The 24764-nt window shown below is 75.4% G+C and carries 10 protein-coding genes; 2 read left to right on the top strand and 8 right to left on the bottom strand.

Features of this window, described 5'->3' with window-relative positions:
* Positions 1-31: 31 nt before the first annotated feature.
* From H300_RS0107335 to H300_RS25505, 8 genes are all read right to left on the bottom strand, one after another.
* Entirely contained in the window at positions 32-1279 is a 1248-nt protein-coding gene (locus H300_RS0107335) for a cytochrome P450 (protein WP_028426918.1), read from the bottom strand.
* A complete protein-coding gene (locus H300_RS0107340; RefSeq protein WP_078515783.1) occupies positions 1276-8700 on the bottom strand; it encodes a non-ribosomal peptide synthetase in 7425 nt (2474 codons plus the stop codon). Before H300_RS0107340 ends, H300_RS0107335 begins: the two co-directional genes overlap by 4 nt.
* Positions 8701-8724: 24 nt before the next feature.
* Positions 8725-15027 (bottom strand): non-ribosomal peptide synthetase, encoded by a 6303-nt coding sequence (locus H300_RS0107345; protein ID WP_051269687.1) that lies wholly within the window; start codon positions 15025-15027, stop codon positions 8725-8727.
* Between the two features lie 221 nt (positions 15028-15248).
* On the bottom strand, positions 15249-17579 hold the full coding sequence (locus H300_RS0107350; RefSeq protein WP_028426921.1) for a lantibiotic dehydratase: 2331 nt from the start codon (positions 17577-17579) through the stop codon (positions 15249-15251).
* Positions 17580-17589: 10 nt separating this feature from the next.
* The gene (locus tag H300_RS29875; protein ID WP_078515784.1) at positions 17590-17883 is read right to left on the bottom strand and encodes an acyl carrier protein; all 294 of its coding nucleotides are present in this window, start codon (positions 17881-17883) and stop codon (positions 17590-17592) included.
* Entirely contained in the window at positions 17880-18848 is a 969-nt protein-coding gene (locus H300_RS0107360; RefSeq protein WP_028426922.1) for a pyridoxal-phosphate dependent enzyme, read from the bottom strand. The genes H300_RS29875 and H300_RS0107360 overlap by 4 nt, the downstream gene beginning before the upstream one ends.
* A complete protein-coding gene (locus H300_RS0107365; protein ID WP_028426923.1) occupies positions 18845-20380 on the bottom strand; it encodes an amino acid adenylation domain-containing protein in 1536 nt (511 codons plus the stop codon). The genes H300_RS0107360 and H300_RS0107365 overlap by 4 nt, the downstream gene beginning before the upstream one ends.
* A complete protein-coding gene (locus tag H300_RS25505) occupies positions 20380-22746 on the bottom strand; it encodes a lantibiotic dehydratase (RefSeq protein ID WP_051269690.1) in 2367 nt (788 codons plus the stop codon). Before H300_RS25505 ends, H300_RS0107365 begins: the two co-directional genes overlap by 1 nt.
* Before the next feature lie 173 nt (positions 22747-22919).
* Here H300_RS25505 and H300_RS0107375 point away from each other — a divergent pair, with 173 nt between their 5' ends.
* A complete protein-coding gene (locus tag H300_RS0107375) occupies positions 22920-23129 on the top strand; it encodes an MbtH family NRPS accessory protein (protein WP_037979412.1) in 210 nt (69 codons plus the stop codon).
* Positions 23130-23489: 360 nt separating this feature from the next.
* Positions 23490-24686, top strand: a complete 1197-nt coding sequence (locus H300_RS0107380; RefSeq protein WP_028426925.1) for a serine/threonine-protein kinase — start codon at positions 23490-23492, stop codon at positions 24684-24686.
* The last annotated feature ends 78 nt before the right edge of the window (positions 24687-24764 follow it).

The following is a 24764-nucleotide window of genomic DNA, read 5'->3' on the forward strand; positions in this document are numbered from 1 at the left end:
CCTTCGTCGGGCCGCCGTGCGGCGGCCGTGGTCAGTAGCGGACGGGCAGGGCCGTCAGGGCGCGGTTGAGCAGCGAGGGCTGCCAGCTGTGCCGCTCGTCGGTGAGGCGCAGAGCGGGGTACTCGCGTACGAGGACGTCCACCACCACGCCCGCGACCAGGCGGGCGAGCGCGGCGCCGATGCAGAAGTGCGGGCCGAATCCGAAGCCGAGGTGGGAGGTGTCGCCGCGCCGGGTGTCGAACGCGTCGGGGTCGGGGAAACGGGCGGGGTCGCGGTTGGCCGCCGCCGTCACCAGGAAGACGCGGTCCCCGGTCCGCAGGGCGTTGCCGTCCAGTTCCACGTCCCGGGCGACGGTGCGGACGGACATCTTCGACGGTCCGTCGAAGCGCAGCGTCTCCTCGACGGCGGCCGGCACGAGTTCCGGTTCCGCCCGGACGGCCTCCAGGGCCTCGGGGTGGGTGAGGAGGGCGCGCACGGTGTTGGCGATGAGGTTGCTGGTGGTCTCGCCGCCGGCGAACGCCATCTGGGTCAGCATGCCGACGAACTCCTCCTCGCTGACCGACGAGCCGATGCGGCCCTGTGCCAGCACGGAGCTGATGAGGTCGTCCCGGGGTGCGGCGCGGCGCTGCCGCACCAGGTCGGCGAGGTAGTCCTCCAGGTTGACCAGGGACTGGAGCGAGGTGCGGTACTCCCGTTCCTCCTGGGCGGCGCCGAGCACGAGGTCGCCCACCCGGGCGTTCCAGTACCAGAACGACGGGCTGTGGGCCTGTGGGACGCCGAGCCAGCGCGCGAAGACGAGGGCGGGCAGCGGCCGGGCGACGTCCGCGAGCAGCTCGCCGGTGCGGCCGGGGGCGGCGCGGCGGGCCAGCATGGCCCGGGTCGCCCGTGCGACGAACCCGCGGTAGCGGCCGATGGCGCGGGCCGCGAACTGCTCCTGGAAGGCCTGGCGCAGCCGCCGGTGGGTCGGCGGGTCGTTGAAGACCATCCAGCGGGAGAGGATCGCGAAGGCGCGTCCGGCGTCCTCGCGGGCTCCCTCCGGAACGGCGTCCATGAGGGGGCGCACCCGCTCCGCGGAGATCGCGGGGTCGCGCAGGCAGCGCATCACCTGCGCGTGCCCGGTGACCAGCCAGGCGCGGTGCACGGCGCTCCGGTACACCGGCCGGTGGTCGCGCAGGGCGTCCAGGTAGCCGTACGGCTCCGCGGTGAGGGCGGGTTCGAGGAGGTACCGCTCGGTGAAGCCGACGGCGGGGGCCGCCGTCGTGTGCGTCGGGGCCGTCATCGCCGTGCCTCCGTACAGATCGTGTCCAGCAGCGCGGCGGTCGAGGGCATGAGGCGTTCGGACATCATGGACATGTGGTCGCCTTCGGTGACGTGCACCGTGAGTCCGCCGCGGGCCACTTCGCGCCAGCGGCCGAGGTAGGTGCGGTGGTCGACGTCGAGGCCGGGCATGGGTTCTCCGTCGGGCAGGCCGGCGGCGGCGGAACCGACGACGAGGTGGATGCGGCCGGGGTAGGGGCGGGTCCGGTAGCCGGCCAGAGCGGTCAGCAGCGAGTGCCAGACCTCGATGGGGGCGTTCTCGACGAGGGCCGCCTCGCTGGGACTCATGCCGTTGTCCAGCAGAAGGCCGGTCAGATCGGCCACGACTCCGTCGCGTTCGGCGGACGGCGGCAGCGCGTGCACCCGATCGCGCAGGCGCAGTCCCTCCTCCATGGCCCGGCCGACACCGAGGAGGCGAGCGCGGGCGTCCGGGTTGGGCAGGTAGGGCTCGATCAGGACGAGTGGTTCGACCGGGTGCCCCGCCTCGTGGAGCTGGGTGGCCATCTCCAGAGCCAGGTTGGCGCCCATGGACCAGCCGAGCAGGTGGTGCCGTCCCGTCGCGCCGTGTGCGGTGATCTCGGCCGCGTAGTTGGCGGCGATCCCGGCGATCGTCGTCGGGTCGACGCCGCCGAGCAGGCCGCGTGCCTGGAACGCCCGCACGGGTCGGCCCGGGGGCAGGGTCCGGGCGAGGGGGACGTACCAGGCGGCGCTGCCGCCCGTCGGGTGCACGCACCACAGCGGGGGGCCGTCGCCGTCCCGCAGCCGCACCTCGGACCGGACGGGCTTCTCGCCGCCCGGCGCACTGGCACGCGCCGCGAGCCCGGCGACCGTCGGCTGCTCGACGAGGTCCCGCACCGAGACGTGCAGCCCGCGGGCGTTCGCCTGGGCGGCCACCCGGACGGTGGACAGCGAACTGCCGCCGAGCCGGAAGAAGTCGTCATGGACGCCGACCTCCGGGATGCCGAGGACGTTGCACCACACCTCCGCGAGCACCAGCTCGGCGGACGTGCGGGGGGCGACGTACTCCGTCGTGGCCTCGGCGCGCCCGGCCGCGGGCAGCGGCAGCGCCTTCCGGTCGATCTTCCCGCTGCTGTTGACGGGCAGCACGTCCAGGAGGACGAAGCGGGCCGGCACCATGTAGCCGGGCATCCGGGAGCGCAGTGCGCGCTGCATCCCCTCGACGCGGGCAGCGTCCCCGCCGTCCGCCGCGCCCGTGCCGTCGGGGACGACGTAGGCGACGAGCGCCGGTTCGCCGGGCAGGTCGCGGCGCAGCAGGACGGCCGCCTGCCGCACCTGGGGCAGTTCCCGCAGCGCGTGCTCGATCTCCCCCAGTTCGATGCGGAAGCCGCGCAGTTTGATCTGGCCGTCGCGGCGGCCGAGCCATTCCACCGTCCCGTCGGGGCGCTGGGCGCCGATGTCGCCGGTGCGGCACAGCCGGTCGCCCGGCCCGCCGTAGGGATCGGGCACGAAGGTGGCGGCGGTCAGTGCGGGGCGTCCCAGGTAGCCGGGGCCGACGGCCGCCCCGCCGAGGTGGATCTCACCGGGCACACCGACCGGGACGGGTTGCAGGTCCTCGCCGAGGACGTACATGCGCGTGTTGCGGATGGGACGGCCGATGGGCGGACGTCCGCAGTCGGGCGTGAGCCGGGCGGCGACCGACCACACGGTGGTCTCCGTGAGCCCGTAGACGTTGAAGAACCGGCGTCCGCGCGACCAGGTGCGGGCCAGCTCGGCCGGGCATGCCTCGCCCGCCACCTGGAGGACCTCCAGTCCGGGAAAGCGGTCCTCGCCGAGGACCGCGAGGGCGCTCGGCGGCAGCATCGTCCCGGTGACGCCGTAGCGGTGGAGGGTGTCGGCGAGGTCGGGGCCGGGGCGCAGGGCGTCGCGGGGCGGGGTGCACAGCGTCCCGCCGTTGGCCAGGGCCCAGGTCAGTTCGAGGACGGAGGCGTCGAAGCTCGCGGACGCGAACTGCAGAACACGGTCGCCGGGGTCCGGGGCGAACAGGTCGCGCTGGCCTTCGAGCATGTTCGTCAGACCGCGGTGGGCGATGGCGACGCCCTTGGGAGTGCCGGTCGATCCGGAGGTGTAGATGAGGTACGCGGTGTTCTCGGCGGCGGGGCCCGCGGCGGGTTCGGTGCGGGGATCGGCGGCGGGCTCCGCACCGGCGTCCGGGTCCGGTTCCCCGCCGGGCCGCGGGTCGGGCCCGCGCCAGCTGTCCGCGCCCGGTGCGGCGAGCGGTTCGTCGAGCAGCAGCACCGGGCCGTCGAAGGGCACGGTCCCCTTGAGCGCGGACTGGGTGAGCAGGACGCGCATGCCGCTGTCGGCGACCATGAACGCCAGCCGGTCGGTGGGGTGCTGGGGGTCCAGCGGCAGGAACGCGCCGCCCGCCTTGAGGACGCCGAGCACCGCGCGCACCCAGTCCGGCCCCCGGTCGACGCAGATGCCGACGACGGTCTCGGGCCCGACGCCGAGTCCGCGCAGCCGCCGGGCCAGTGCGCGGGCGGAGAGCTCCAGTGCGGCGTAGCCGATCTCGCCGCCCTCGTGGGCGACGGCCGGCGCGTGCGGGGCGAGGGCGGCCCGGCCGGCGACGATCTCGGGGAAGGTGAGCGGGGTGTTGGTGCGCTCCGGGCCGCAGGCCCACTCCTGGAGCGCGCGTTCGCGGGGCTCTCCGGAGAGGGCGGGCGCGACGACGGCGGCCTCGGGCTCGGCGACCATCCCGGCGAGCACCGAGCAGAGCAGGTCGGCGAGTTGTTCGGCGGTTGCGGGGGAGAGGAACGCCGGGTCGGCGTCCAGGGCGAAGCCGTCCACGCCGGCGTTCACCAGGAGGGGGAACATCGTGCGGGAGATCTCCAGGGACTCGTCCCAGGTGTCCCCGGACAGCCGGTGGAAGTTGACGTAGTTGAACACGGCCTCGACCAGGCCGGGTTCCCCGGGCCGCAGGTGCTGCAGCCGCACGAGCGGCACCCGGCGGTGCGGCAGCATCTCCTGCTCGGCCTCGAACACCGACCGCAGGTAGTCGAGCCAGCTCCCCTGCGGACGCCGCACCCCGAACGGGACGGTGTTGAGGAACAGCCCGCGCATGCGGTCGGCGCCGGGCAGTTCGGGCCGTCCGTTGGTGACGAGCCCGATGGCGTGCCCGGCGGCGTCGTCGTCGCCGGGGGAGCGCGCGGCGAACAGGCTCATGGCGTGGTGGAACGCCGTGACGAGGACCGTCCTGCGCGGTACCCCGGCCCGGCGGGCGAGCCGCCCGACGGGCTCGGCGAGGGCCCGGTACGAGCGGGTGGTCTCGTGGACGAGGCGCTCGGCATCGGCGGCGTCGGACCCGGACCCACGGCGGGTGAACCGCACGGGGCTCAGCTCGGCCAGTGTCCGGCGCCAGTGGTCCAGGCCCGCCTCGTCGCGGGTGGCGGCGCGTTCGAGGGCGACGTACTCGGCGAAGGGCGGTGCGGCGGGCAGGTGCGGGGCGCGGCCGTGGGCAACGGTCTGCCGGTGCAGATCGAGCAGGTCCGCGATGAGGGAGGTCAGGCTCCAGCCGTCGAGGACGACGTGGCAGTCGGTGAGGGTCAACCGCAGTTCGGTGTCGGTCGTCCGGTGCAGGTGGATGCGGATCAGCGGCGGCGCGGCGAGGTCGAAGCGGCGGCCGAACTCGTCGTCGACGAAGGCCCGCAGGGCCGCGCGCTGCTCCTCGGGCGACAGGTCCCGCAGGTCGGTGCAGCCGACGGGGACCTCGGCGGTGCGGTGGACGAGCTGCATCGGCTCGCTGAAGGAGACGAGGTCGATGGAGGAGCGCAGGATGCCGTACGCGCGCACCACGGTGTCCACCGCCTGCTGGAACGCTCCGCGGTCGAAGCCCTCCGGGATGGTGATCTTGAGTGCTGTCACGTTGTGGTAGGCGCCGCGCCGGGGGTCGGCCAGCATCTCGTGCAGCATGCCCGCCTGGAGCATGGTGAGCGGGTAGGCGTCCTCCAGCCCCTCGGGCAGCCGGGCCGCGTCGGCCGGGTCGAGCTGGGAGAACGGCTCGATGGGGGCCGGGGCCGCTGCTTCGGCCGGGGCGGCCCGCCGGGCCAGGTCGGCCAGGGTCCGGGCGCGGAACAGGTCCGGCACGCCCAGGGTCAGCCCGGCCGCGTGGGCCAGCCCGATGACGCGCAGCGCGAGGATCGAGTCGCCGCCCAGGTCGAAGAAGTTCGCGGTGCTGCCGACCCGCTCGACGCCGAGGACCTCTGCCCAGATGCCCGCCAGCGTCTCCTCGACGGGCCCGGAGGGCGGGGTGTGCGCGGTGTGCTCGCCGTTGCCCTCGGCGTCCATCTCGGCGGCGGCCGCCGCCAAAGCCGCGCGGTCGACCTTGCCGTTGACGGTGACCGGGAGCCGCGGGTGGCGGACGTAGAGGGCCGGGACCATGTAGCCGGGCAGCGTGAGCCGTAGCCGTTCGCGCAGGTCGGCGGCGTCGAGCGGCCGTCCTTCGGTGAGGGTGACGTGGGCGGCGAGCCGGGTGCCGCCCTGCCCGTCGGGGCGCGGCACCACTGCCGCGTCGGTGACGCCCGGCAGGGCGCGCAGGGCCGTCTCGATCTCGCCCGGCTCGATGCGGTGGCCGCGGATCTTGACCTGGTGGTCGGCGCGGCCGACGTAGGCCAACTGGCCGTCGGGCAGCACCCGCACGAGGTCGCCGGTGCGGTACATCCGGCCGCCCTGCGGCGCGAACGGGTCGAACGGAAAGCGCTCGGCGGTCAGTTCGGGACGGTTGCGGTAGCCGCGGGCGACACCGCCTCCGGCCACGTGGAGTTCGCCCACGGTGCCGCGCGGCACGAGCCGCCCGGCGGCGTCGAGGACGTAGCCGTGCTGCCCGGTGAGCGGGCGCCCGATGGGCGAGTACACCCGTGAGGTGGTGTCCGCCTCCTCGATCAGCCGGTGGGTGACGTGCACGGTCGTCTCGGTGATGCCGTACATGTTGACCAGCGCGGGGCGCTCGTCGGCGGGGACGGCGAACCAGTCCCGGTAGTCACGGGCGTCGAAGGCATCCCCGCCGAAGACGACCGTGCGCAGGGGCAGTTCGGCGAAGCCGGCGCCCTGCTGTGCGAGATGGGCGCGCAGGCCCTTGAACGCGGCGGGCGTCTGGTTGAGGACGGTGACGCCCTCCTGCCGCAGCACCGCGTGCACGGCGGCGGGGTCGCGCACCTCGTCCTCGGTCAGCACCACGACCCGGCCGCCGGACGCGAGTGGCCCCCACAGCTCCCAGACGGAGAAGTCGAAGGCGGGCGAGTGCTGGAGCGTCCAGACGTCGTCCGGACCGAAGTCGAAGTGGCGGTCGGCGGCGTCGAGCAGCCAGGCGAGGTTGCCGTGCGTCACCTCGACGCCCTTGGGGCGTCCGGTGGAGCCCGAGGTGTAGATGACGTAGGCGAGGTCCTCCGGCCCGGGTTCCACCGGGTCGAGAGCCGTGTCCCCCGCCTCGGCCTCGGCCTCCGCCTCGGCTTCCAGCGGGACCACCTCGACGGGCAGTCCCGCCACGGCCGCACGGCCGGTGGCGTCGGCGACGACCAGGTCCACGCCCGCGTCCTCGACGGTGAAGGCGCGTCGGGCGCGGGGGTGCGCCGGGTCGAGCGGGAGGTAGGCGGCCCCCGCCCGCCACACACCGAGCAGCGCGACCGCCAGTCCCGCCGAGCGGTCCAGGCAGACGCCGACGAGTGATTCCGGGCCGGCTCCCGCCGCACGGAGCCGCCGGGCCAGGGCGCGCGAGGCGGCGTCGAGCCGGGCGTAGGTGAGGCTCTGCCCGCCGCTGCGGACCGCGACGGCGTCCGGGGTGCGGCGCACGTGCGCGGCCAGCCGGGCCGGGGCCGTGCGCGGGGCGTCGGCGGGGGCGTCGGCCCGGGTCGCGGCCGGTCCGTCCGGGCCGAGCAGCTCGCCGATCTCCTCGTCGGTGAGCAGGGCCATCTCGCTCAGCGGGATGCTCGGCACCCGGGTGAAGGCGCGGAGCACGGCCACGGTGTGCGCGGCCAGCCGGGCGACGGACTCCTCGGTGAACAGGTCGGTGCGGTGGACGAAGCGCAGCCGGGTGGCTCCGGCGTCCTCCTGGAGGTCCAGCGTCAGGTCGAACTTGGCGGTGGTCAGGTCGATGGGGTAGGCGGTCCCGGTCGCGCCGCCGAGCGCGTAGGTGCCCTGCTGGGCGGGGGTGTGGGAGAACAGCACCTGGAAGAGCGGGTTGCGGGAGAGGTCCCGTTCGGGGCTCAGCTCGTCGACGACCCGCTCGAACGGCAGACTCTGGTGGGAGAGGGCGCCCAGCACGCTCTCCCGGGTGCGTGCCAGGAGTTCGGCGGAGGTGGGGTCGCCGGACAGGTCGGTGCGGATGACGAGGGTGTTGACGAAGAAGCCGACCAGGTCCTCGGTCTGCGGCTCCTCCCGGTTGGCGACGACCGTGCCGAGGGTGATGTCGTCCTGGCCGCTGTGGAGGGCCAGCGCGGCCTGGAAGGCGGACATCACCGTCATGTACGGGGTGGTGTCCGAGCGGCGGCCCAACTCGGCCAGCGCGGAGGTCAGATCGGCGGGCAGCTCCACGGTGTGGACAGCGCCCGCCGAGGAGCGTTCCGCGGGCCGGACGTGGTCGGTGGGCAGCTCCAGCGGGGTGAGTCCGGCGAGCGCGGACCGCCAGTGGGCGAGGTCGCCGCTCTCGTCCCGGCCGCGCTGCCAGACCGCGTAGTCGGTGTAGTCGACGGCGTCCGCGGCGCGGGCGGGGAGGGGGTCGCCGCCGGTCCGCGCGGCGTAGCAGGCGCGCAGGTCCCGCAGCAGGATGTCGAGGGACCAGCCGTCGGAGACGATGTGGTGCATGGCCAGGACCAGCACGTGGTCCTCGGCGCCGACACGCAGCAGGACGGCGCGGAAGGCCGGTTCGTGCGCCAGGTCGAAGGGGCGGACGGCCGCGGCGTGGACGGCGGCGGTCAGTTCCGCCTCGCCGACGGGTGCGGCGGGGCCCGCCGCGTCGGGGGCCAGGTCGACGACCTCGAGCGGCGACGGGGGCGGCGGCAGGACGCACTGGGCGGCGACGCCGTCTTCGTCGGGGAAGACGACGCGGAGCTGCTCGTGCCGGGCGACGAGGTCGGCGACCGCCGCCTCCAGCGCCGCCGCCTTCAGCGGGCCGGAGAACCGCCAGGCGGCGGGCATCAGGTACTCGGCGCTCCCGGGGTCGAGGCGGTGCAGGAAGTAGAGGCGCTGCTGGGCCGCCGACAGCGGGAACCGGGCGGGGCGCGGGTCGAGCCGGGGGATGCCCGCCGGCGGGAGGTCCGCGGCGCCGCGCAGCCGCTGCTCCAGGAGCCTCCGGGCGGCGGGGGACAGGGCGCGGCCCGGGGCGGCGGGGGACGAGGCGGTGGAGGCCGGTGACACCGGGGAAGCGGTCATGGGAGGTTCCGTCCAATCCGGGGATCAGTGGTCTGCGGTCAGGGACAGGTCGATCTCGTCGTCGCTCATCGCGGAGATCAGGTCGACGAGTTGCCGTTCGACCTCGGCGGCCAGCCGCTCGACGGTCGGGTGCTCGAACAGGTCCCGCACCTGGAGGGGGCAGTCGAAGGCACCGCGCAGGCGGGAGGCGGCGGCGACGGCGCGCAGGGAGTGGCCGCCGAGTGCGAAGAAGTCGTCGTGCACGCCGACGGCGGGCACGCCCAGCACCTCCGCCCAGATCTGCGCGGTCACCACCTCGGTGGGGGTGCGGGGCGCCACGAACGCCGCGGCGTGCCGGAGTTCGGGCGCGGGCAGCGCGGAGGCGTGGAGCTTGCCCTGCACGGTGCGCGGCAGGGCGTCGAGCACCACGAAGGCCGCGGGCACCATGTAGCCGGGCAGCCGTGTGCGGCACCAGGCGGCCAGCTCCTCGGTGTCCCGGACCCGTCCGGCGGCGTAGCCGACCAGGGCCCGGTCGCCGCCGAGCTCGCGGACCAGGACGGCTGCGGCGTGCACGTCGGGGTGCTGCTCCAGCACGGCCTCGACCTCACCGAGCTCGATGCGGAAGCCGCGGATCTTGACCTGGTCGTCGCGCCGGCCGAGGAAGTCCAGCTCCCCGGTGGGGAGTCGGCGGACGATGTCCCCGGTGCGGTAGAGCCGCCCGCCACGGCCGCCGAAGGGGTCGGGCACGAAGCGCTGCGCCGTCAGCTCCGGGCGGCCGAGGTAGCCGCGTGCCAGTTCCGGCCCGCTGACGAGGAGTTCGCCAGGGACGCCGACCGGCACCAGCTCCTCGTGCGGGTCCACGATGTAGGTGCGCCGCGCACCCCAGGCACGCCCGATGGGCACGCGCCCCTCGACCGGGGCGGTGACCGGGTGGGCGCTGGTCGAGATGACGGTCTCGGTGGGTCCGTAGGTGTTCTGGATGGGCACGTCGGGCAGGTGGGCGAACCAGCGGCCGAGGATGGCCGCGGGCAGGGTCTCGCCGCCGGTGACGGCCAGCCGCAGGCTCGCGAGGTCGTCCGCCACGAGGTCGAGCCGGGCGGCGATCTCCTCCCAGTAGGACGGCGTGGCCTCCATGACCGTCACCCCGTGGGCGCGCACCTGCTCGGCGAGTTCCTCCACCGACCACACCTCGTCCGGGCGGACGACGACGGCGGCCCCGGCGCTCAGGGCAGGCAGGATCTGCTCCAGGGAGGCGTCGAACGAGAAGGAGGCGAGGTTCATCACCCGGTCCGCCGCGGTGATGCCGAACTCCTCCCGGGCCGTACGGGTGTGGGCGGCGACCGCGTGGTGCTCGACGCCGACCGCCTTGGGCCGGCCGGTGGACCCGGAGGTGAAGATGACGCAGGCCAGCTCCCTCGGGTGCGGGACGTGGCGCGGAGCGCCGGACGCCGGGACGACGTCCTCGACGGCCAGCCGCAGCGGGCCGAGCGCGGCGGCCGGGCCGGCCGTCGACGCGTCGGTCACCAGGTGCCGCACACCCGCCTGTTCCACCATGAACCGCAGGCGCTCGGGCGGCAGTTGCGGGTCGAGGGGCACGTAGACACCGCCCGCCCGCCACACGGCGGCCATCGCGGCGACCGACCACACGCCGCGCCGCAGGCATACGCCGACCGGCGTCTCCGGGCGGACCCCTGCCTCGGTCAGGGCGAGCGCGAGCCCACCGGTGAGGCCGTCGAGTTCGCCATAGCGCAGCGTCTGCTCCCCGCACACCAGCGCCACCGCGTCCGGTGCGCCCTGCGGCGCGAACGGCGGCCCCTCCGCGACGTGCACCGGCTGCCGGGCCGGCTCCCCGGCCAGCTCCGCGTACTCCTCGCCCGACAGCATCGCCAGTCGTGCCACGGGAGTTGCCGGAGCGGCGAGCGCCGAGGCCAGCACGTGCCCCACGTGCCCGGCGAAGCGGGTGACGGTGGCGGCGTCGAACAGGTCGGTGCTGTATTCGACGTTGAGGGCGAACCGGTCGGGGTAGAGCAGGAACGTGGCCGTCAGGTCGAACTTTGCGGAGCCCCACGGCAGCGGGAAGTGCGCCACCTCCAGCCCCGGCACGCGCGGGCCTCCCGCGGGGCTCTCCTGCACGTCGAACATCACCTGGAACAGCGGGTTGCGGGACGGGTCGCGCTCCGGGCGCAGTTCCTCCACCAGCCGCTCGAACGGCACCTCCTGGTGCTCGAAGGCCCCGAGCACCGTCTCCCGCACCCGGCCCAGGAACTCCTCGAAGGAGGGCTCACCGGAGAGGTCGCCGCGCAGCACCACGGTGTTGACCAGCAGGCCCACCAGGCGCTCCAGCTCCACCTGGCCCCGCCCGGCCACCGGAGAGCCGACGGCCACGTCGTCCTGCCCCGACCAGCGGGCGAGCACGATCTGCACGGCGGCCAGCAGCACCACGAAGCGGGTCACGCCGTGCCGGCGGGCCAGCGCGGCGAGTCCGTCCGCCAGTTCGGCGGGCAGATTCACCTCCACGGCGCCGCCGCGGCCGGACCAGCCCGCCGGGCGCGGCCGGTCCGTCGGCAGCTCCAGCACCGGTACGTCGGCCAGTTTCCGCTCCCAGTACCGCAGGTGGGGCTCCAGCGCGCCGCCCGCCGTCCGGTCCCGCAGCCAGAGCGCGAAGTCCCCGTACTGGACGGCGACCGGCGGCAGCCCGGCGGGGCGGCCCTCCCGGTGCGCGCCGTACAGGGCCGACAGCTCCTCGATGAGGACGTCCTTGGACCAGCCGTCGGTGGCCACGTGGTGGAAGGCGAGGACGGCGACGTGGTCGTCCTCGTCCAACTCCCAGACGCCCGCGCGCAGCAGCGGCGGCGCGGCGAGGTCGAAGCGGCCGGTGGCGAACGCGACCGCCTCGGCGCGCACGGCGTCGAGCCGCTCGTCCCCGGCACCGCGCGGGACCGCGTGCCAGGCGAGCGGTACGCCGACGCCGTGCACGACCTGCTGCACCGGACGGCCGTCCACCTCCAGCAGCGCCGTCCGCAGCACCTCGTGCCGGGCCACGACCTCGTCGAGCGCGCCCTGCCAGGCGGCCCGGTCCAGGCCGCCGCGCAGCCGCCAGGAGAACCACAGCACGTACTCGTCGCCCACGTCCGACATCCGGTCGAGGAACCACATCCGCTCCTGCGCGAACGACATCGGCAGCGGCCCCGAGCGGTCGACGGGGACGACGGTCGCCGTCCCGGCCTCGCGGGCCGCGGCCACCAGAGGGCCGAACTCCCTGATGCGCGGGTTCTCGAAGAGGGTGCGCAGCTCCACCTCGCGCCCCAGCCGTGCGGCGATGCGCGAGACGGCCATGGTGGCGAGAAGGGAGTGCCCGCCGAGGTCGAAGAACGAGTCGTCGATGCCGACCCGGCCGACGCCCAGCACCTCCTCCCAGATCTCCGCGACCACGCGCTCGGTCGCGTCGCGCGGGACGACGAACTCGGTCCCGCCCAGGGCACGGTCCCGGTCCGGGCGCAGGTCGGGCAACGCGGCCCGGTCGAGCTTGCCGGACGCGCCCACCGGCAGCGCCTCCAGCGTGACGAAGTCCGAGGGCACGGCGTAGTGCGGCAGCCGCCCGGCGCAGTGGGCGCGCAACTCCGCGGCGGGGACGGGCCCGTCCCCGCCGGCCACGACGTAACCGGCCAGCACCGCGCCGCCGTGCCCGTCGGGGCGGACCGCCGCGGCGGCGGCCACCACGCCGGGGCAGGCCCGCAGTACCGCCTCCACCTCACCCGGTTCGATGCGGAAGCCGCGCAGCTTGACCTGCTCGTCGGTGCGGCCCAGGAACTCCAGCTCCCCGGTGGGCAGCCGGCGCACCAGGTCTCCGGTGCGGTAGAGCCGTCCGCCGCCCCCCGCGTACGGGTCCGGCACGAAGCGGTCCGCCGTCAGCTCCGGTCTGCCGAGGTAGCCGCGGGCCAGCTCCGGTCCTCCGATGAGCAGTTCGCCGGGTACGCCCTCCGGGAGCAGCTCGCCGTGGGCGTCCACCACGTGGGCCCGGCGGGAGCCGAGCGGGGTCCCGATGGGCGTGCGCTCCGGGTCGTCGGCGGCCGTCACGTCGTGGGTGGTGGCGGTGACCGTCGTCTCGGTGGGCCCGTAGGCGTTGCACACCCGCACGTGCGGCAGCACGGACCGCCACGCGGTGAGCGCCGCCGCCGGAACCGTCTCGCCGCCGAGGACGAGCAGCCGTACCGTGGCCAGCGCGGGCGCCGTGGTGTCGTCCAGGAAGAAGGCCAGTTCGGCCCAGTACGTGGGCGGCAGGTTCAGCACCGTCACGCCGTGCCGGGTGACCGCGGCGGCCAACTGGGACGGCAGCCACTGCTCGTCGGGGCGCAGCACGACGGTGGCACCGCAGCCGAGCGAGGTCAGGAGCTGGTCCAGGGAAGCGTCGAAGGAGAAGGACGAGAAGGCGAGGACGCGATCCCGCGCGGTGATCCCGAACGCGGCGCGCGCCGCGTCGACGTGCGCGGCGATCGCCCGGTGCTCGACACCGACGGCCTTGGGCCGCCCGGTGGAGCCGGAGGTGAAGATGACGTACGCGAGCGCGCCGGGGTCGAGGGCGCGGTGCGGGAACCCCGCGTCGGGCCGCACCGACTCGACCGCGACGAGCGGCCGTCCGAGCGCGGCGGCCCGCTCTTCGGTGGCCTCGTCCGTGACGACGTACCGGACCCCGGCCTCCTGGGCCATGAACCGCAGCCGGTGCTCGGGAAGCTGCGGGTCCAGCGGCACGTACACGCCGCCCGCCCGCCAGATCGCCGTGAGCGCCGCCACGGCCGGGACGCCGCGCCGCAGGCACACCCCCACCGGGGTGCCCGGCGTCAGGCCCGCGTCCGTGAGCGCGCGCGCCAGGCCGCCTTCCCAGGCGTCCAGCTCGCCGTACGTCACCGTCTCCTCGCCGCAGGCCAGCGCGACGGCACCGGGCTCGCCGCGCACCGCGAAGGGTGCTGCGGGCTCCGCCGTCCGCCCGGAACCGGCCAGGGCGACGAGCCGTTCGCCCTCGGCGCCGGGCAGCGGCGCGATCCGCCCGGTCGGTCCGCTCAGCGGAGCCCCGGGTGCGGCGACGACGGCGGCCAGCAGCTCATGGAAGCCCTCCGTGAACCGCCGCATCGTGTCCGCGTCGAACAGGGCCGTGGCGTACTGGAGGCGGGCGGCGACGTCGCCGTTGGCACGCAGGGACAGGTCCAGGAAGACGTCCAGCGGAGTGCCGGGCAGCGGCGTCCGGACGAGGGAGACGTCCAGACCGGCGAGGCGCGCCGGTTCGGGCACGGTGTTGAGGAGGGTGAAGGACGCCTGGGCGAGCGGGTGCCGCGACAGGTCCCGCTCCCCGCCGACGGCCGTCACCACGCGGTCGAACGGCGCCTGCGCGTGGCTGAGGTCCTGGAGGGCGCCGGCGCGGACCCGGGCCAGCAGCTCGGCGAACGTCGGGTCGCCGGTCAGGTCGGTGCGCAGCACGACGGTGTTGACGAACGGCCCGATGACGTCCGCCGTCGCGGCCTGCCCGCGGTCGGCCAGCGTCGTGCAGACGGCGATGTCCGAGCGGCCCGAGTAGCGGGCCAGCAGCGCCTGGTAGACGGCGAGCAGCAGCATGTAGCGGGTGGCGCGGTGCTCGCGGGCGACCCGGTCGACGTCCGCCATCAGCGCCGCCGGGAGCTCGAAGCGGACGACGTCGCCCGCGCCGTCCCAGAACTGCGGGCGCGGTCGGTCGGTGGGCAGCGCCAGCGGCGTCACCCCGGCGAGCCGTCCGCGCCAGTGGTCCAGGAGGCGCTCCATCCGCGGTCCGGTCAGCCGCTCCGCCTCGGCCGCGGCCACCTCGGAGTACTGGAGTCCCGGCGCTGCTACGGTCTCCCCCCGGTAGCCGGCGTCCAGTTCGCGCAGCAGCACGTCCCAGGACCAGCCGTCGACGGCGATGTGGTGGACGACGATCAGCAGCAGGTGCTCCTCGGGCCCGAGCCGGGTGAGCGTCGCCCGCAGCGGGTGCGCGGCGGCCAGGTCCAGCGGGCGGGCCAGCTCCTTGTCGAACAGCTCCTCCGCGCTGCCGGCCTCGGCCCGCTCCAGCACCACCGAGCCCGGCGGGTCCACGTGCGGCGCCGGCTCCCCGTCCACTGCCACGAACCGGGTGCGGAGCACCGCGTGCCGGTCCGCGACTCCGGTGAGCGCCCGTTCCAGCGCCGCCACGTCGAGGGCGCCGCGGATGCGCAGCGCCAGCGGGAGCAGGGAATCCGTCGAACCTCCGGCGAGCTGGTCGAGGAACCACAGCCTCCGCTGTGCGAACGACGCCACCCGGACGTCCCCGTCTCTCGCCTCGTCGTGCGCTGCGCGAACCTTCACTGTGGGCCTCCAAGCCGTGTTTTCCACAACCCTGCTGGCGGCGGCGGCCCCTCAACAGGGAAGAAGACGCAGCCGCACACGCAGCCCTCCGCGCAGCCGGCCTCCGGCCGAGCCCCCGCGCCCCGTCCCCGCGCGCACGCACGGCGGCCCTCCGGCCGGGTGGGCCGGAGGGCCGCCGTCACGTGCGTGCCAACGGGGTGCCAGGGAGGCGCACGCGGGTCTCAGGGCGCGCCGTTCACCCCCCTCCCGCTCTCCGCGGCCGTCCCGTGCTCGTCCACGGCGACGAAGCGCAGCTCGGAGGTGTACGCCCGCCCCTGGTCGTCGGTGAGCCAGCTCTGCTCGGGCGTCGGCAGCATCTCGGTGACGACGGCCCGTGCTTCCGGGTCCCTGCGGGCGGCCCGGCGGAGCGCCTTGGCCAGGATGGTGACGTAGACCGGGCTGTCGAAGTCCACGTAGAACGGCCGCGACTCGGTGGGCAGCACGACGAAGACCTGCCGCGGCAGGTCGAGTGCGGCACGCCACCGCCGGGCCCGCACGAAACGCCGCGCCTCGTCCCTCTCCCCGGCGAAGCCGATCCCCGCCACGGCCGGACGCCACGTCTCACGGGCCACCACGAGCCGGTCGACGGTCACGCGCGGGGAGTGCTCCGCCTCCTCCGGCAGCAGGCGGAACAGGTCCATCGCCAGGGTCGTCAGGACGTGCGCGAAGACGTCGGCGACCGGGAAGCGCGCGCCGTCGGGCAGCACGGTCACCAGCGCGCCCTCCTCGTCCTCCGTGACCGCCACGTCCGCGCTGAGCACGGTCCGGGGGCGGGCCGGGTCGGCCGTGAAGTCCACCAGCGCCACGTAGTAGTCCTCGGGGCGGACCAGGGCGTTCCTGATCCGCGCCGAGAGCCGGGAGCGGTGCTCCTTGGGCAGCAGCGGCAGCAGTCGGGGGCCGGGGTGGTCGCGGCCGGTGAGGCCGAGCAACTCGTCGGCGTCCGGATGCTGGTGGACGAAGAGGGAGGCCCCCAGCGTGTTGGCCGCAAGGTGCAACTCGCCCAGGACGAGGGTGAAGTCCTCGCGCGCCACGGCCTCGGGACCCTCCGCCGCGACCATGACGTCCGGGCTGAGGTAGCGTGCCGCCGTCCAGCCGGGCCCTCCGCCGCCACCGAACGCCTCGGCCGCCGGCCCGGCGACGTCCGCCAGGGAGAGCCGCACCCGGCGGGCGCCCGGCGGTGGGGCCAGGATCGCCTCCCACCGGCTGCGGAACTCCCGTCCGAGCTCCTCCGCCCGTTCCCGCGCCGCGCCGTGCAGCACCGGCATGCAGGCGAACCAGAAGGCCGCCAGGTCGACGGGGCCGCGCTCCGCCAGCCGCGCGTAGACCTCGTGGGCGCGTTCCAGCACGTCGGACGCCAGCCGGGAGGTGAGCCACGCGGCGCTGGTGAGCAGCGGATCGAGCGGCGCGAGCGCCTCCCGAACAGCCCGGCCCGCCGTCGCCGTCGCCGCGCGGCGGCAGTCGGAGTACACCAGGGCCCGGCAGGGCGCCGTCCCGGCCGACTTCTCCCGGTGGGCCGCCGTCTCGGTCAGCGCCACGAACCGGTCCTCCAGCTCCGTGAGCGCCGCCACCAGCGCGTCCGGCCCGTCCGCTGCGCTGATCCGGTCCCGGCCCTGCTCCAGGGCGTCGAGCGCGGCGAGCCCGCGTCGCCGGGGGCCCGGCGCGCCGACCCCCTCCAACCAGGCGCGCAGGGCGCGTTCCGGCCGGGCCCCGGCGGGTACCTCCAGTTTCCGTACGACCAGACGGCGCCCCACCAGACCGTCCAGCACGCCGGGCACGTCGACGCCCGGCAGCCGCCGCCCCATCTCCCGCACCGGCCGCAGACCGTCGCACAGCGACAGCACGGCGGCGTCCTCGGCGGTGACGGGCTGCGCCGGGCGGCCCGGCACGGCGACCTCCGCACCGGACAGCCGCACGAAGGGCACCCGGCGCGGCGCCACCCAGGGCCACAGCTCCGGGTCGGCGGCGAGCGAGGCGGCGAGGGCGTCGACGGCCCAGCTGGCGAAGTACACCTCCGTCCCGGCCACCAGGCCCTTGCCGGGGTCGACGGCGAGGCCGCGTGTGCCGAGGTCCCAGCGGCCCCAGCCGACGGGGCCGAAGAAGCCGATGGTGTCGTTCTTGACGCAGAAGCGCTGCCAGTAGTGGGCGACGAGCTCCTCCCGCTGCCGGGGCATGGAGCTGCGGCCGGCGGCGGTGGGCGTCCAGGCGAGGAACGGCGCGATGCCCGAGCGCAGCACCGGACGGTTCTGCCAGGCCACCGCCTCCCGGAAGACGGGCGTGCGCGCGATGTCCTGGAGGGTGCGGGCCGTCTCGACGGCGGCGTCGGCGAACAGGGCGGCGAAGTCGCTCCAGCTCTCCCCGGCCAGCTCGTCGCGGGGGCCGAACTTGTCGGCTGCGGCGGCGAGTCCACCGGGGGCCAGCCGCAGCACCCCGTCGGCGGGGAAGCCGGGGCCGCGCAGCGCGAACTGCTCCCACAGCCGCCAGCGCCCGCCGCCGGGCACAGAGGTCTCGGTCATGGTGTGCTCCTCACACCTGGACCAGGTCGGCGTCCACGACGTCGGCGAGGTCGGCGGGCGTCGGATAGGCGAAGACGAGTGCCACGGGCACGTCCACGTCGAGCGCGTCCTGGAGTGTCGCGGTGACGCGGAACGCCGTCAGCGAGTCACCGCCCCACGTGTAGAAGTCGCTGTCCTGGTCGATCTCCTCCGAGCCCAGCGCCTCGCGGTAGGCGCCGACGACGAGGGCGGTGAGCGCCGCCCCGGTGGGACGCTCCGCCGTGCCGGCGGTGGGGGCGGGGCCGGCGGGGGCGTTCGTGGTCATGGCAGGTCCTCCCGGTGGGGATAGGTGGTGGCGGCGCGCAGAGCCGCCGCGGTGTTGCCGCCGGAGACGACGGCGACGACACGTCCGCCCTCGTGTCCGAGGCGCAGCGCCCCGGCCAGCGCGACGGCGCCGCTGGGTTCGGCCTCGACACCGCGACCGCGCAGCAGGCGGGCGGCGGCGAGGATCGCACTGTCCGGTACCGCGATCAGGTCGTCGACCCGGTCGCGGACGAGGGGGTAGGTCACCGTGCCCGGTTCCTGGGCGCGCAGCCCGTCGGCGACGGTGTCGCCGGGCGCCAGCCGCACGGGCCGGCCGGCCGCGAGGGAGCGGCCGTAGCGGGGGGTGGTCGCCGGCTCGACGCCGATGATCCGTACCCGGAGGTCGCGGGCGGCGAGGCAGGTCCCCGCCAGCAGCCCGCCGCCCCCGACCGGGACGCAGAGGGTGGCGGTGTCCGGCGCGTCCTCCAGGATCTCCCGGGCCACCGTTCCCTGGCCCGCGACGACGAGCGCGTGGTCCGAGGACGGCACCAGCCGGGCGTCGGTCTGCTCGGCCAACTGCCGTGCCCGTGCGTCGCGTTCGGCCACACCGCCGGGCACCTCGACGGTGTGGCCGCCCAGGGCCCGGATCAGGGCCGCCTTCGCCGGGTCGGCTCCGGCCGCCAGGACGACGGTGACCTCGACGCCCAGCGGTGCCGCGAGCCGGGCCAGGGCGATGCCGTGGTTGCCCGAGGAGCCGGCGACGATCCGCCTGGCTCCGAGGGCCAGTACCGCGTTCGCGGCGCCGCGGAGTTTGAACGAGCCGCCGTACTGGAGGTGTTCGGCCTTCAGCCGCAGCCGCCAGCCCGCTCGCCGCTTGCCCGGCACGGGCGGGCCCGCCAGCAGCGGCGTGCGCAGGACCCGTCCGGCGATGCGGTCGGCGGCCTCCGCGACGGCGGCCGGGCCGGGGGACACGAGGGCGGTGGTCACGGCCGTCCCCCGCTTCCTGCCAGGGCCCGGCGATCCGCCTTGCCGCTGCGGGTGGTGGGCAGCGCGGCCAGCCGCGCGAAGCGGCGCGGCATCAGGTGCGGGGGCAGGGTGGTGGCCAGATGGGCGCGCAGCGCGCCGTCCGTCGTGCCGGCCAGGTCGCCCGTCACATGAGCGACCAGGAACACCCGCCCCCGCTCGTCGGTCTCCGCGGTGACGACGGCCCCGGTGACACCGGGGTGGCCCAGCAGCGCGCCCTCGACCTCGGCCGGGTCCACGCGGTGACCGCGCAGCTTGACCTGCCGGTCGGTGCGTCCCAGGTACTCCAACCCCTCCGGCCCAGATTGGGCCAGGTCGCCCGTGCGGTACAGCCGGGCGCCGGGCGGGCCCAGCGGGTCCGGCACGAACCGGTCGGCCGTGCGGGCGGGCAGGCCCCGGTAGCCGCGGGCGACACCGACACCGCCGATGAACACCTCGCCGACGGAGCCGTCCGGGACGGGGACCAGGGCCGCGTCCAGCAGCCGCACCACGACGCCGTCGATCGGTGAGCCCACGACGTCGGCCGGATCGCCCCGCCGCTCGGGCCGCTCCGGCACGACACGGCGGGTGGAGGTCATGGTGCACTCGGTGGGTCCGTACTGGTTGACCAGCGTCCCCTCGACGAGTTCCCGGCCGCCCGCCGCGAGGAACGGCCGCAGTGACTCCCCGCTGGAGACCACCAACCGCACCCCGGCCAGCAGGCGCCGCGCGTCGGGCTGTCCGGCGAGGAAGGCCAGGAACGACGGCGTCACGCTGAGCAGGGTGTCGACCCCGTGGCGGCGCACGGTCGCACCGAACGCGTCCGGCCGCATCAGGTCCGCGCGGGGCACCAGGACGAGGCGCCCGCCCGCCAGCAGCGGCGCGAACGTGTCCCGCACGGCCGCGTCGTAGCCCTGCGGCGCGGTCTGCAGGGCCACGGTGTGCGGGCCGAGCCCGTAGTCGCGGACGACGAAGCGCAGGTAGGAGTCGGCCGACCGCCGCTCGACGAGGACGGGGCTCGGCTCGCCCGTGGAGCCGGAGGTGTGGCTCACGTACGCGAGTGCCCGGCCGTCCACCGGCTCCGGCTCCGGGTACGAGCCCGGCTCGGCCTCCGGCGGCGGACCGCTCGGCGCTGGGGCGTCCACGAGCACCGGTGCGCCCGGAATCGGCGTACCGCCCCGCCGCGCCGCCAGCTCCGACGTCGTCACCAGCAGCTCCGCGCCGCCACTGGCCGCCAGAGCGGCCAGGCGCGCGGGCGGCTGCTCGACATCGAGACCGAGGAACGCGGCACCCGCCCGGAGCACCGCGGCCGGCGCCACGACGGCGTCCACCCCACGCGGCACCGCCACGGCGCACACCCGCTCCGGCCCCGCCCCGCGGGACCGCAGCACCGCGGCCAGCCGCTCGATCCGCGCGGCGAGTCCGGCGTAGGTCAGTTCCCCGTCCGGAGTGGTGACGGCGACCCGGCCCGGGGTGCGGGCCGCCTGCGCGAGGATGTCGTCGACGAACGTCCGCATCACGCGCCCCCGTCCCCGTCGACGCCGGCCGGGCCGATGTCCGCCCGGTCGACGACCGTCCGGTCGACGGCGACGAAGCGCAGCTCGGACGTGTAGGTGCGGCCCTGGTCGTCGGGCAGCCAGGCCTGCTCCGGCGTGGGCAGCATTTCGCTGACCTTCAGCCTGGCCCCCGAATCCTTCCGGGCCAGTCTGCGCACCGCCTTGGCGAGGATGTTCAGGTACACCGGGCTGTCGAAGTCCACGTAGAACGGACGTGGTTCGGCCGGGGAGACGACGAACACGAAGCGCGGCAGGTCGTTCTCCTGCCGCCAGTGCCGGGCCCGCACGAAGCGCCGGGGCTCCGACTTCTCGTCGGCGAAGCCGAGTCCGCCCGCGCGGAAGGTCCACGTCTCCCGGGCGACGACCGTCCTGTCCAGCGTGATCCGCGGAGTGTGCTCCCCCGCGGGGCGCAGCGTGAAGCGGTCCATGACGCGCTGGGTGAGCGTGTTGGCGTAGACATCGAGCAGGTCGAACCGGCTTCCGTCCGGCAGGACGGCGGTGAGCCGGCCGGAGCCGTCGCCCACCGCGTCGTCCTCCACCGCTACGTCCGCGGCGAGCACGGTGCGCGGGCGGTGCGGGTCGCCGGTGTCGTCGACCAGCGCCACGTAGTGGTCCTCCGGCCGGTCCAGCGCCGGCCGGCTGCGGGACGACCACTTCAGCGGCAGTTCCTTGGGCAGCATCGGCAGCAGCCGGGGGCCGGGGAAGTCGCGGCTCGTCTCCGCGACGAGGGCCCCCGGGTCCGGGTGCTGATGGACGAAGAGGGAGGCGCCCATCGTGTTGAGCGCGCAGTGCATCTCGCCCAGCACCAGGTCGAAGTCGCCCCGCTCGACGGCCTCGGGGCCCTCGGCGAGCACCAGCAGGTCCGGGCTGACGTAGCGGGCCAGGGACCACCCGGTGCCGGGCTCCTCGAACTCCTCCCGGACCCGGTCGGCGAGATCCGCCGTGGACAGCCGCACCCGGCGCACGCCCTCCGGCAGCGCGAGCACGCGCGCCCACTTCGCGCGCAACTCGGCCTGGACGGCGTCGAGGTCCTGGTCCGCGCCCGGGTACGGGGAGGGCAGACCGGACAGCCACAGCGTCGCCAGGTCCACCGGCCCGTCCGCCGCCAGCCGTTCGTACAGGGCGCGCAACCGGGCGGTCGCCAGCTCCGCGAAACGGTTGGTCATCCAGCGCGCCGAGGTCAGGCACTGGGCGAGCGGCGTGAGTTCGTCCAATAGCGCCGTGCCGACCGTGGCGGTCGCGGCCCGGCGGCTGTCGGAGTAGACCAGGCCCCGGCAGGGCGCGGTCCGGGACCCCTTGGCCCGCTGCCCGTCGGTGGCCGTCAGGGCGGCGAAGTCCGCCTCCAGGGCGCTGATCGCGGACGTCAGCGCCTCGGCGTCCGCCCCGGCGGCCTGCACGGCGTCCCGTCCGCGCTCCAGCACGTCCAGCCGCTCCAGGGCCGCCTCGCGCACCCGGGCGTCACCGACGCGCTCCAGGATCTCCCGCAGCGCCCGCTCGGGGTACGTGCTGCTGGGCACGTCCAGCCGCCAGTGCACCCACCGCCTGCCCTGCAACCACCGGACGGTCTCCGCCACCTCGTCCTCGGGACGGCCGAGTTCGGCGGCGACGGCGCCGACCGGCCGCGTCCCGTCGCACCGCTCCAGCACGGCGCGCGCCGCGTCCGGCAGCGGCTGCGGAGCCCGCCCCGGCACGTGGACCGTGCCGTCCCCGAAGTGTACGAACGACACGCGGCGGGGCGGTATCCACGCCAGGAGTTCCGGGTCGGCGGCGAGCGAGGCGGCGAGGGCGTCGATCGCCCAGCTCGCGAAGTACACGGTGGACGTCTCCACCAGGCCCTTGCCGGGGTCGACCGTGAGGCCGCGTGTGCCGAGGTCCCAGCGGCCCCAGCCGACGGGGCCGAAGAAGCCGATGGTGTCGTTCTTGACGCAGAAGCGCTGCCAGTAGTGGGCGACGAGCTCCTCCCGCTGCCGGGGCATGGAGCTGCGGCCGGCGGCGGTGGGCGTCCAGGCGAGGAACGGCGCGATGCCGGTGCGCAGAACCGCCGGGTTCTGCCAGGCCACCGCGGCGCGGAAGCGCGGGTCGCCGGCGATCTCCTGGAGGAACCGCGCGGTGTGCACGGCACCGGCGTCGAACGCCTCGGTGAAGTGCTCCCACTCCGGGCCGTCGAGCCGGTCACCGGGTGCGAACTTGTCCGCCGCGGGTGCCAGCCCGGGCGGTGCGGTGCGCAGGACCCCCTCGGCGGGGAAGCCGGGGCCGCGCAGCGCGAAGTGGTCCCACAGCCGCCAGCCGCCGGTGGGCAGGTGCACGTGGTCCGGGACGTCCGTCATGGCGAACTCCTTCCAGGGGTTGCCGGGAACCCTGCCGCCGTCGCGGCCGTGCCACCAGGGAAGGACGGGCAGTGGGCGGCACCCGGCCTTCTGCGCGTTTGTCCCTGTGCCCGTCCCGGCGGGCGGGGCACGCTGTGCCCCGACGACCGATCGAACACGGGAGGACCGAAGCGATGAGCCAGAGCGACGAGCCCGGCTACCGGGTGGTGCGGAACGACGAGGAGCAGTACTCGGTGTGGCGGCAGGACCGGACCCTCCCGGACGGCTGGCACGCCGAGGGCACGACCGGCACCCGGCAGGAGTGTCTGGACCACATCGGCCGGGTGTGGACGGACATGCGTCCGCTGAGCCTGCGCCGCCGCATGGCGGAAAGCGGCACCTGACCCGACCGGGGCCGGGGTGCCGGGCCGGGGCCGGGAGGGGCGCCGCTCCCGGCCCCGGCCCGCGCCTCGGGCAGCGCCTCCCCGCCCGGTACGACCCGTCCGGCGAGCGGCTGTCCACCACCGGACCGGTCGCGGCGAACGCACTGCTGTCTTCGAGGAGCTGCTGACCGACGCCCGCTGGTGGAGCCGGCGGAAGCCGTACGTCGGGAACGGTGCCACGAGGGCCGTCGCCTCCGCGGAAGAGGGGACAGCCTCTAAACTGCCGGTGCAGTCGGGTCGGTGACCGCCTGCGAGGAGGTGTGCGGATCGTCGGCCGGCGGAGCGCACCGGTCGGCAGAGCACAGGGGAGGCCCGCACACAGTGGAGCCATTGAGGGACGACGACCCGCGGGCCATCGGTACGTACACGCTGGTGGGCCGGCTCGGCGCGGGCGGCATGGGGCAGGTCTACCTTGCGGAGTCACCGGCCGGTCAGCTGGTTGCGGTGAAGGTGATCAAGCCTTCGGTGCTCGACGAGGACAGCCGGGCCCGGTTCCTGCTGGAGGTGGACAGCCTCAAAACCGTGTACGGCCCCTTCATCGCCTCCTTCGTCGCGGCGGATGCCCACGCGGAACGTCCGTGGCTGGCCGTCGAGTTCGTCCCCGGGCCCGACCTCCGGGTCCAGGTCACCGAGCATGGACGGCTCCCGCTCGTGGAGGTGGCCAGTCTCGGGGCGCTGCTGGCCGAAGGCCTTGGCACCGTTCACGAAGCCGGTTTGCTGCACCGCGACCTGAAGCCGCAGAACATCCTGCTCGCTCCTTCCGGGCCGAAGCTGATCGACTTCGGCCTCGCAGTGCTGGCCGAGCGGCGTTCGACGCTGACCGCGAGAGGCGTGGTGGTGGGTTCCGTGCTGTGCATGCCACCCGAGCAGACCCAGGGCGGGCAGCACCTCGACCGGGCCGCGGACGTCTACGCCCTGGGCGCGGCCCTGCTGTACGCGGCGACCGGGCACTACCCGTACACCGGCGCTAGCTGGCAAGCGGTCGCCCGCCGCATCGAGGACCCGGCTGTCCCGCCGAACCTCGACGGACTGCCAACCGAGCTGGCGCCGTTGATCTCCTCGATGCTTGCCCTCGACCCCGTCGACCGGCCGACGCTGCCCCGGGTCACCGAGCAGCTCGTGCACGTCATCGTGGGCCGGGGGCTTACTGCTGCGCGGGCCAAACGCCTGCTCACGGCGCTGACACCGGAGCTCGCACTGCCCGAGGCACCCCTCCCGCCCGAACTCGACGACGTTCAGCGGAACCACTCCGGTTACACCCCGACCGTGGTGGACATCGCTGCGCGTGAGGGGGATGAGGCTTCCCCGACTCCGGAGGACGCTCCCCGCGACAGCGAGGAGGACGGTGACGGGAGTGGGGAGGCGGCCCCGGGGAATCCGGCACCGCCCGGAGTCGCCTCGCCCGCCGGTCCGTCCGCTCCGGAGGACCGGCCCGCGCGGCCGGGTGTGCGGCACGCCGTGCCGCTGCGGATCGCCGAGGCGCTGCGGGCCGCATACGCGAGTGACGCCCGATTCTGAGGAGCCCTCCGCCCTCCGCCTTCCGCCTTCCGGCGGAAGTGCCGCTCTGTCGGTATTCCGCCGTGAGCCGGGCAGGCC

The sequence above is a fragment of the Streptomyces sp. TAA040 genome (genome assembly GCF_000424845.1).

Coding starts and splice junctions, on each gene's coding strand:
- H300_RS0107335 (WP_028426918.1), bottom strand. CDS start 1,279: ATGACGGCCCCGACGCACACGACGGCGGCCCCCGCCGTCGGCTTCACC.
- H300_RS0107340 (WP_078515783.1), bottom strand. CDS start 8,700: ATGACCGCTTCCCCGGTGTCACCGGCCTCCACCGCCTCGTCCCCCGCC.
- H300_RS0107350 (WP_028426921.1), bottom strand. CDS start 17,579: ATGACCGAGACCTCTGTGCCCGGCGGCGGGCGCTGGCGGCTGTGGGAG.
- H300_RS29875 (WP_078515784.1), bottom strand. CDS start 17,883: ATGACCACGAACGCCCCCGCCGGCCCCGCCCCCACCGCCGGCACGGCG.
- H300_RS0107365 (WP_028426923.1), bottom strand. CDS start 20,380: ATGCGGACGTTCGTCGACGACATCCTCGCGCAGGCGGCCCGCACCCCG.
- H300_RS25505 (WP_051269690.1), bottom strand. CDS start 22,746: ATGACGGACGTCCCGGACCACGTGCACCTGCCCACCGGCGGCTGGCGG.
- H300_RS0107375 (WP_037979412.1), top strand. CDS start 22,920: ATGAGCCAGAGCGACGAGCCCGGCTACCGGGTGGTGCGGAACGACGAG.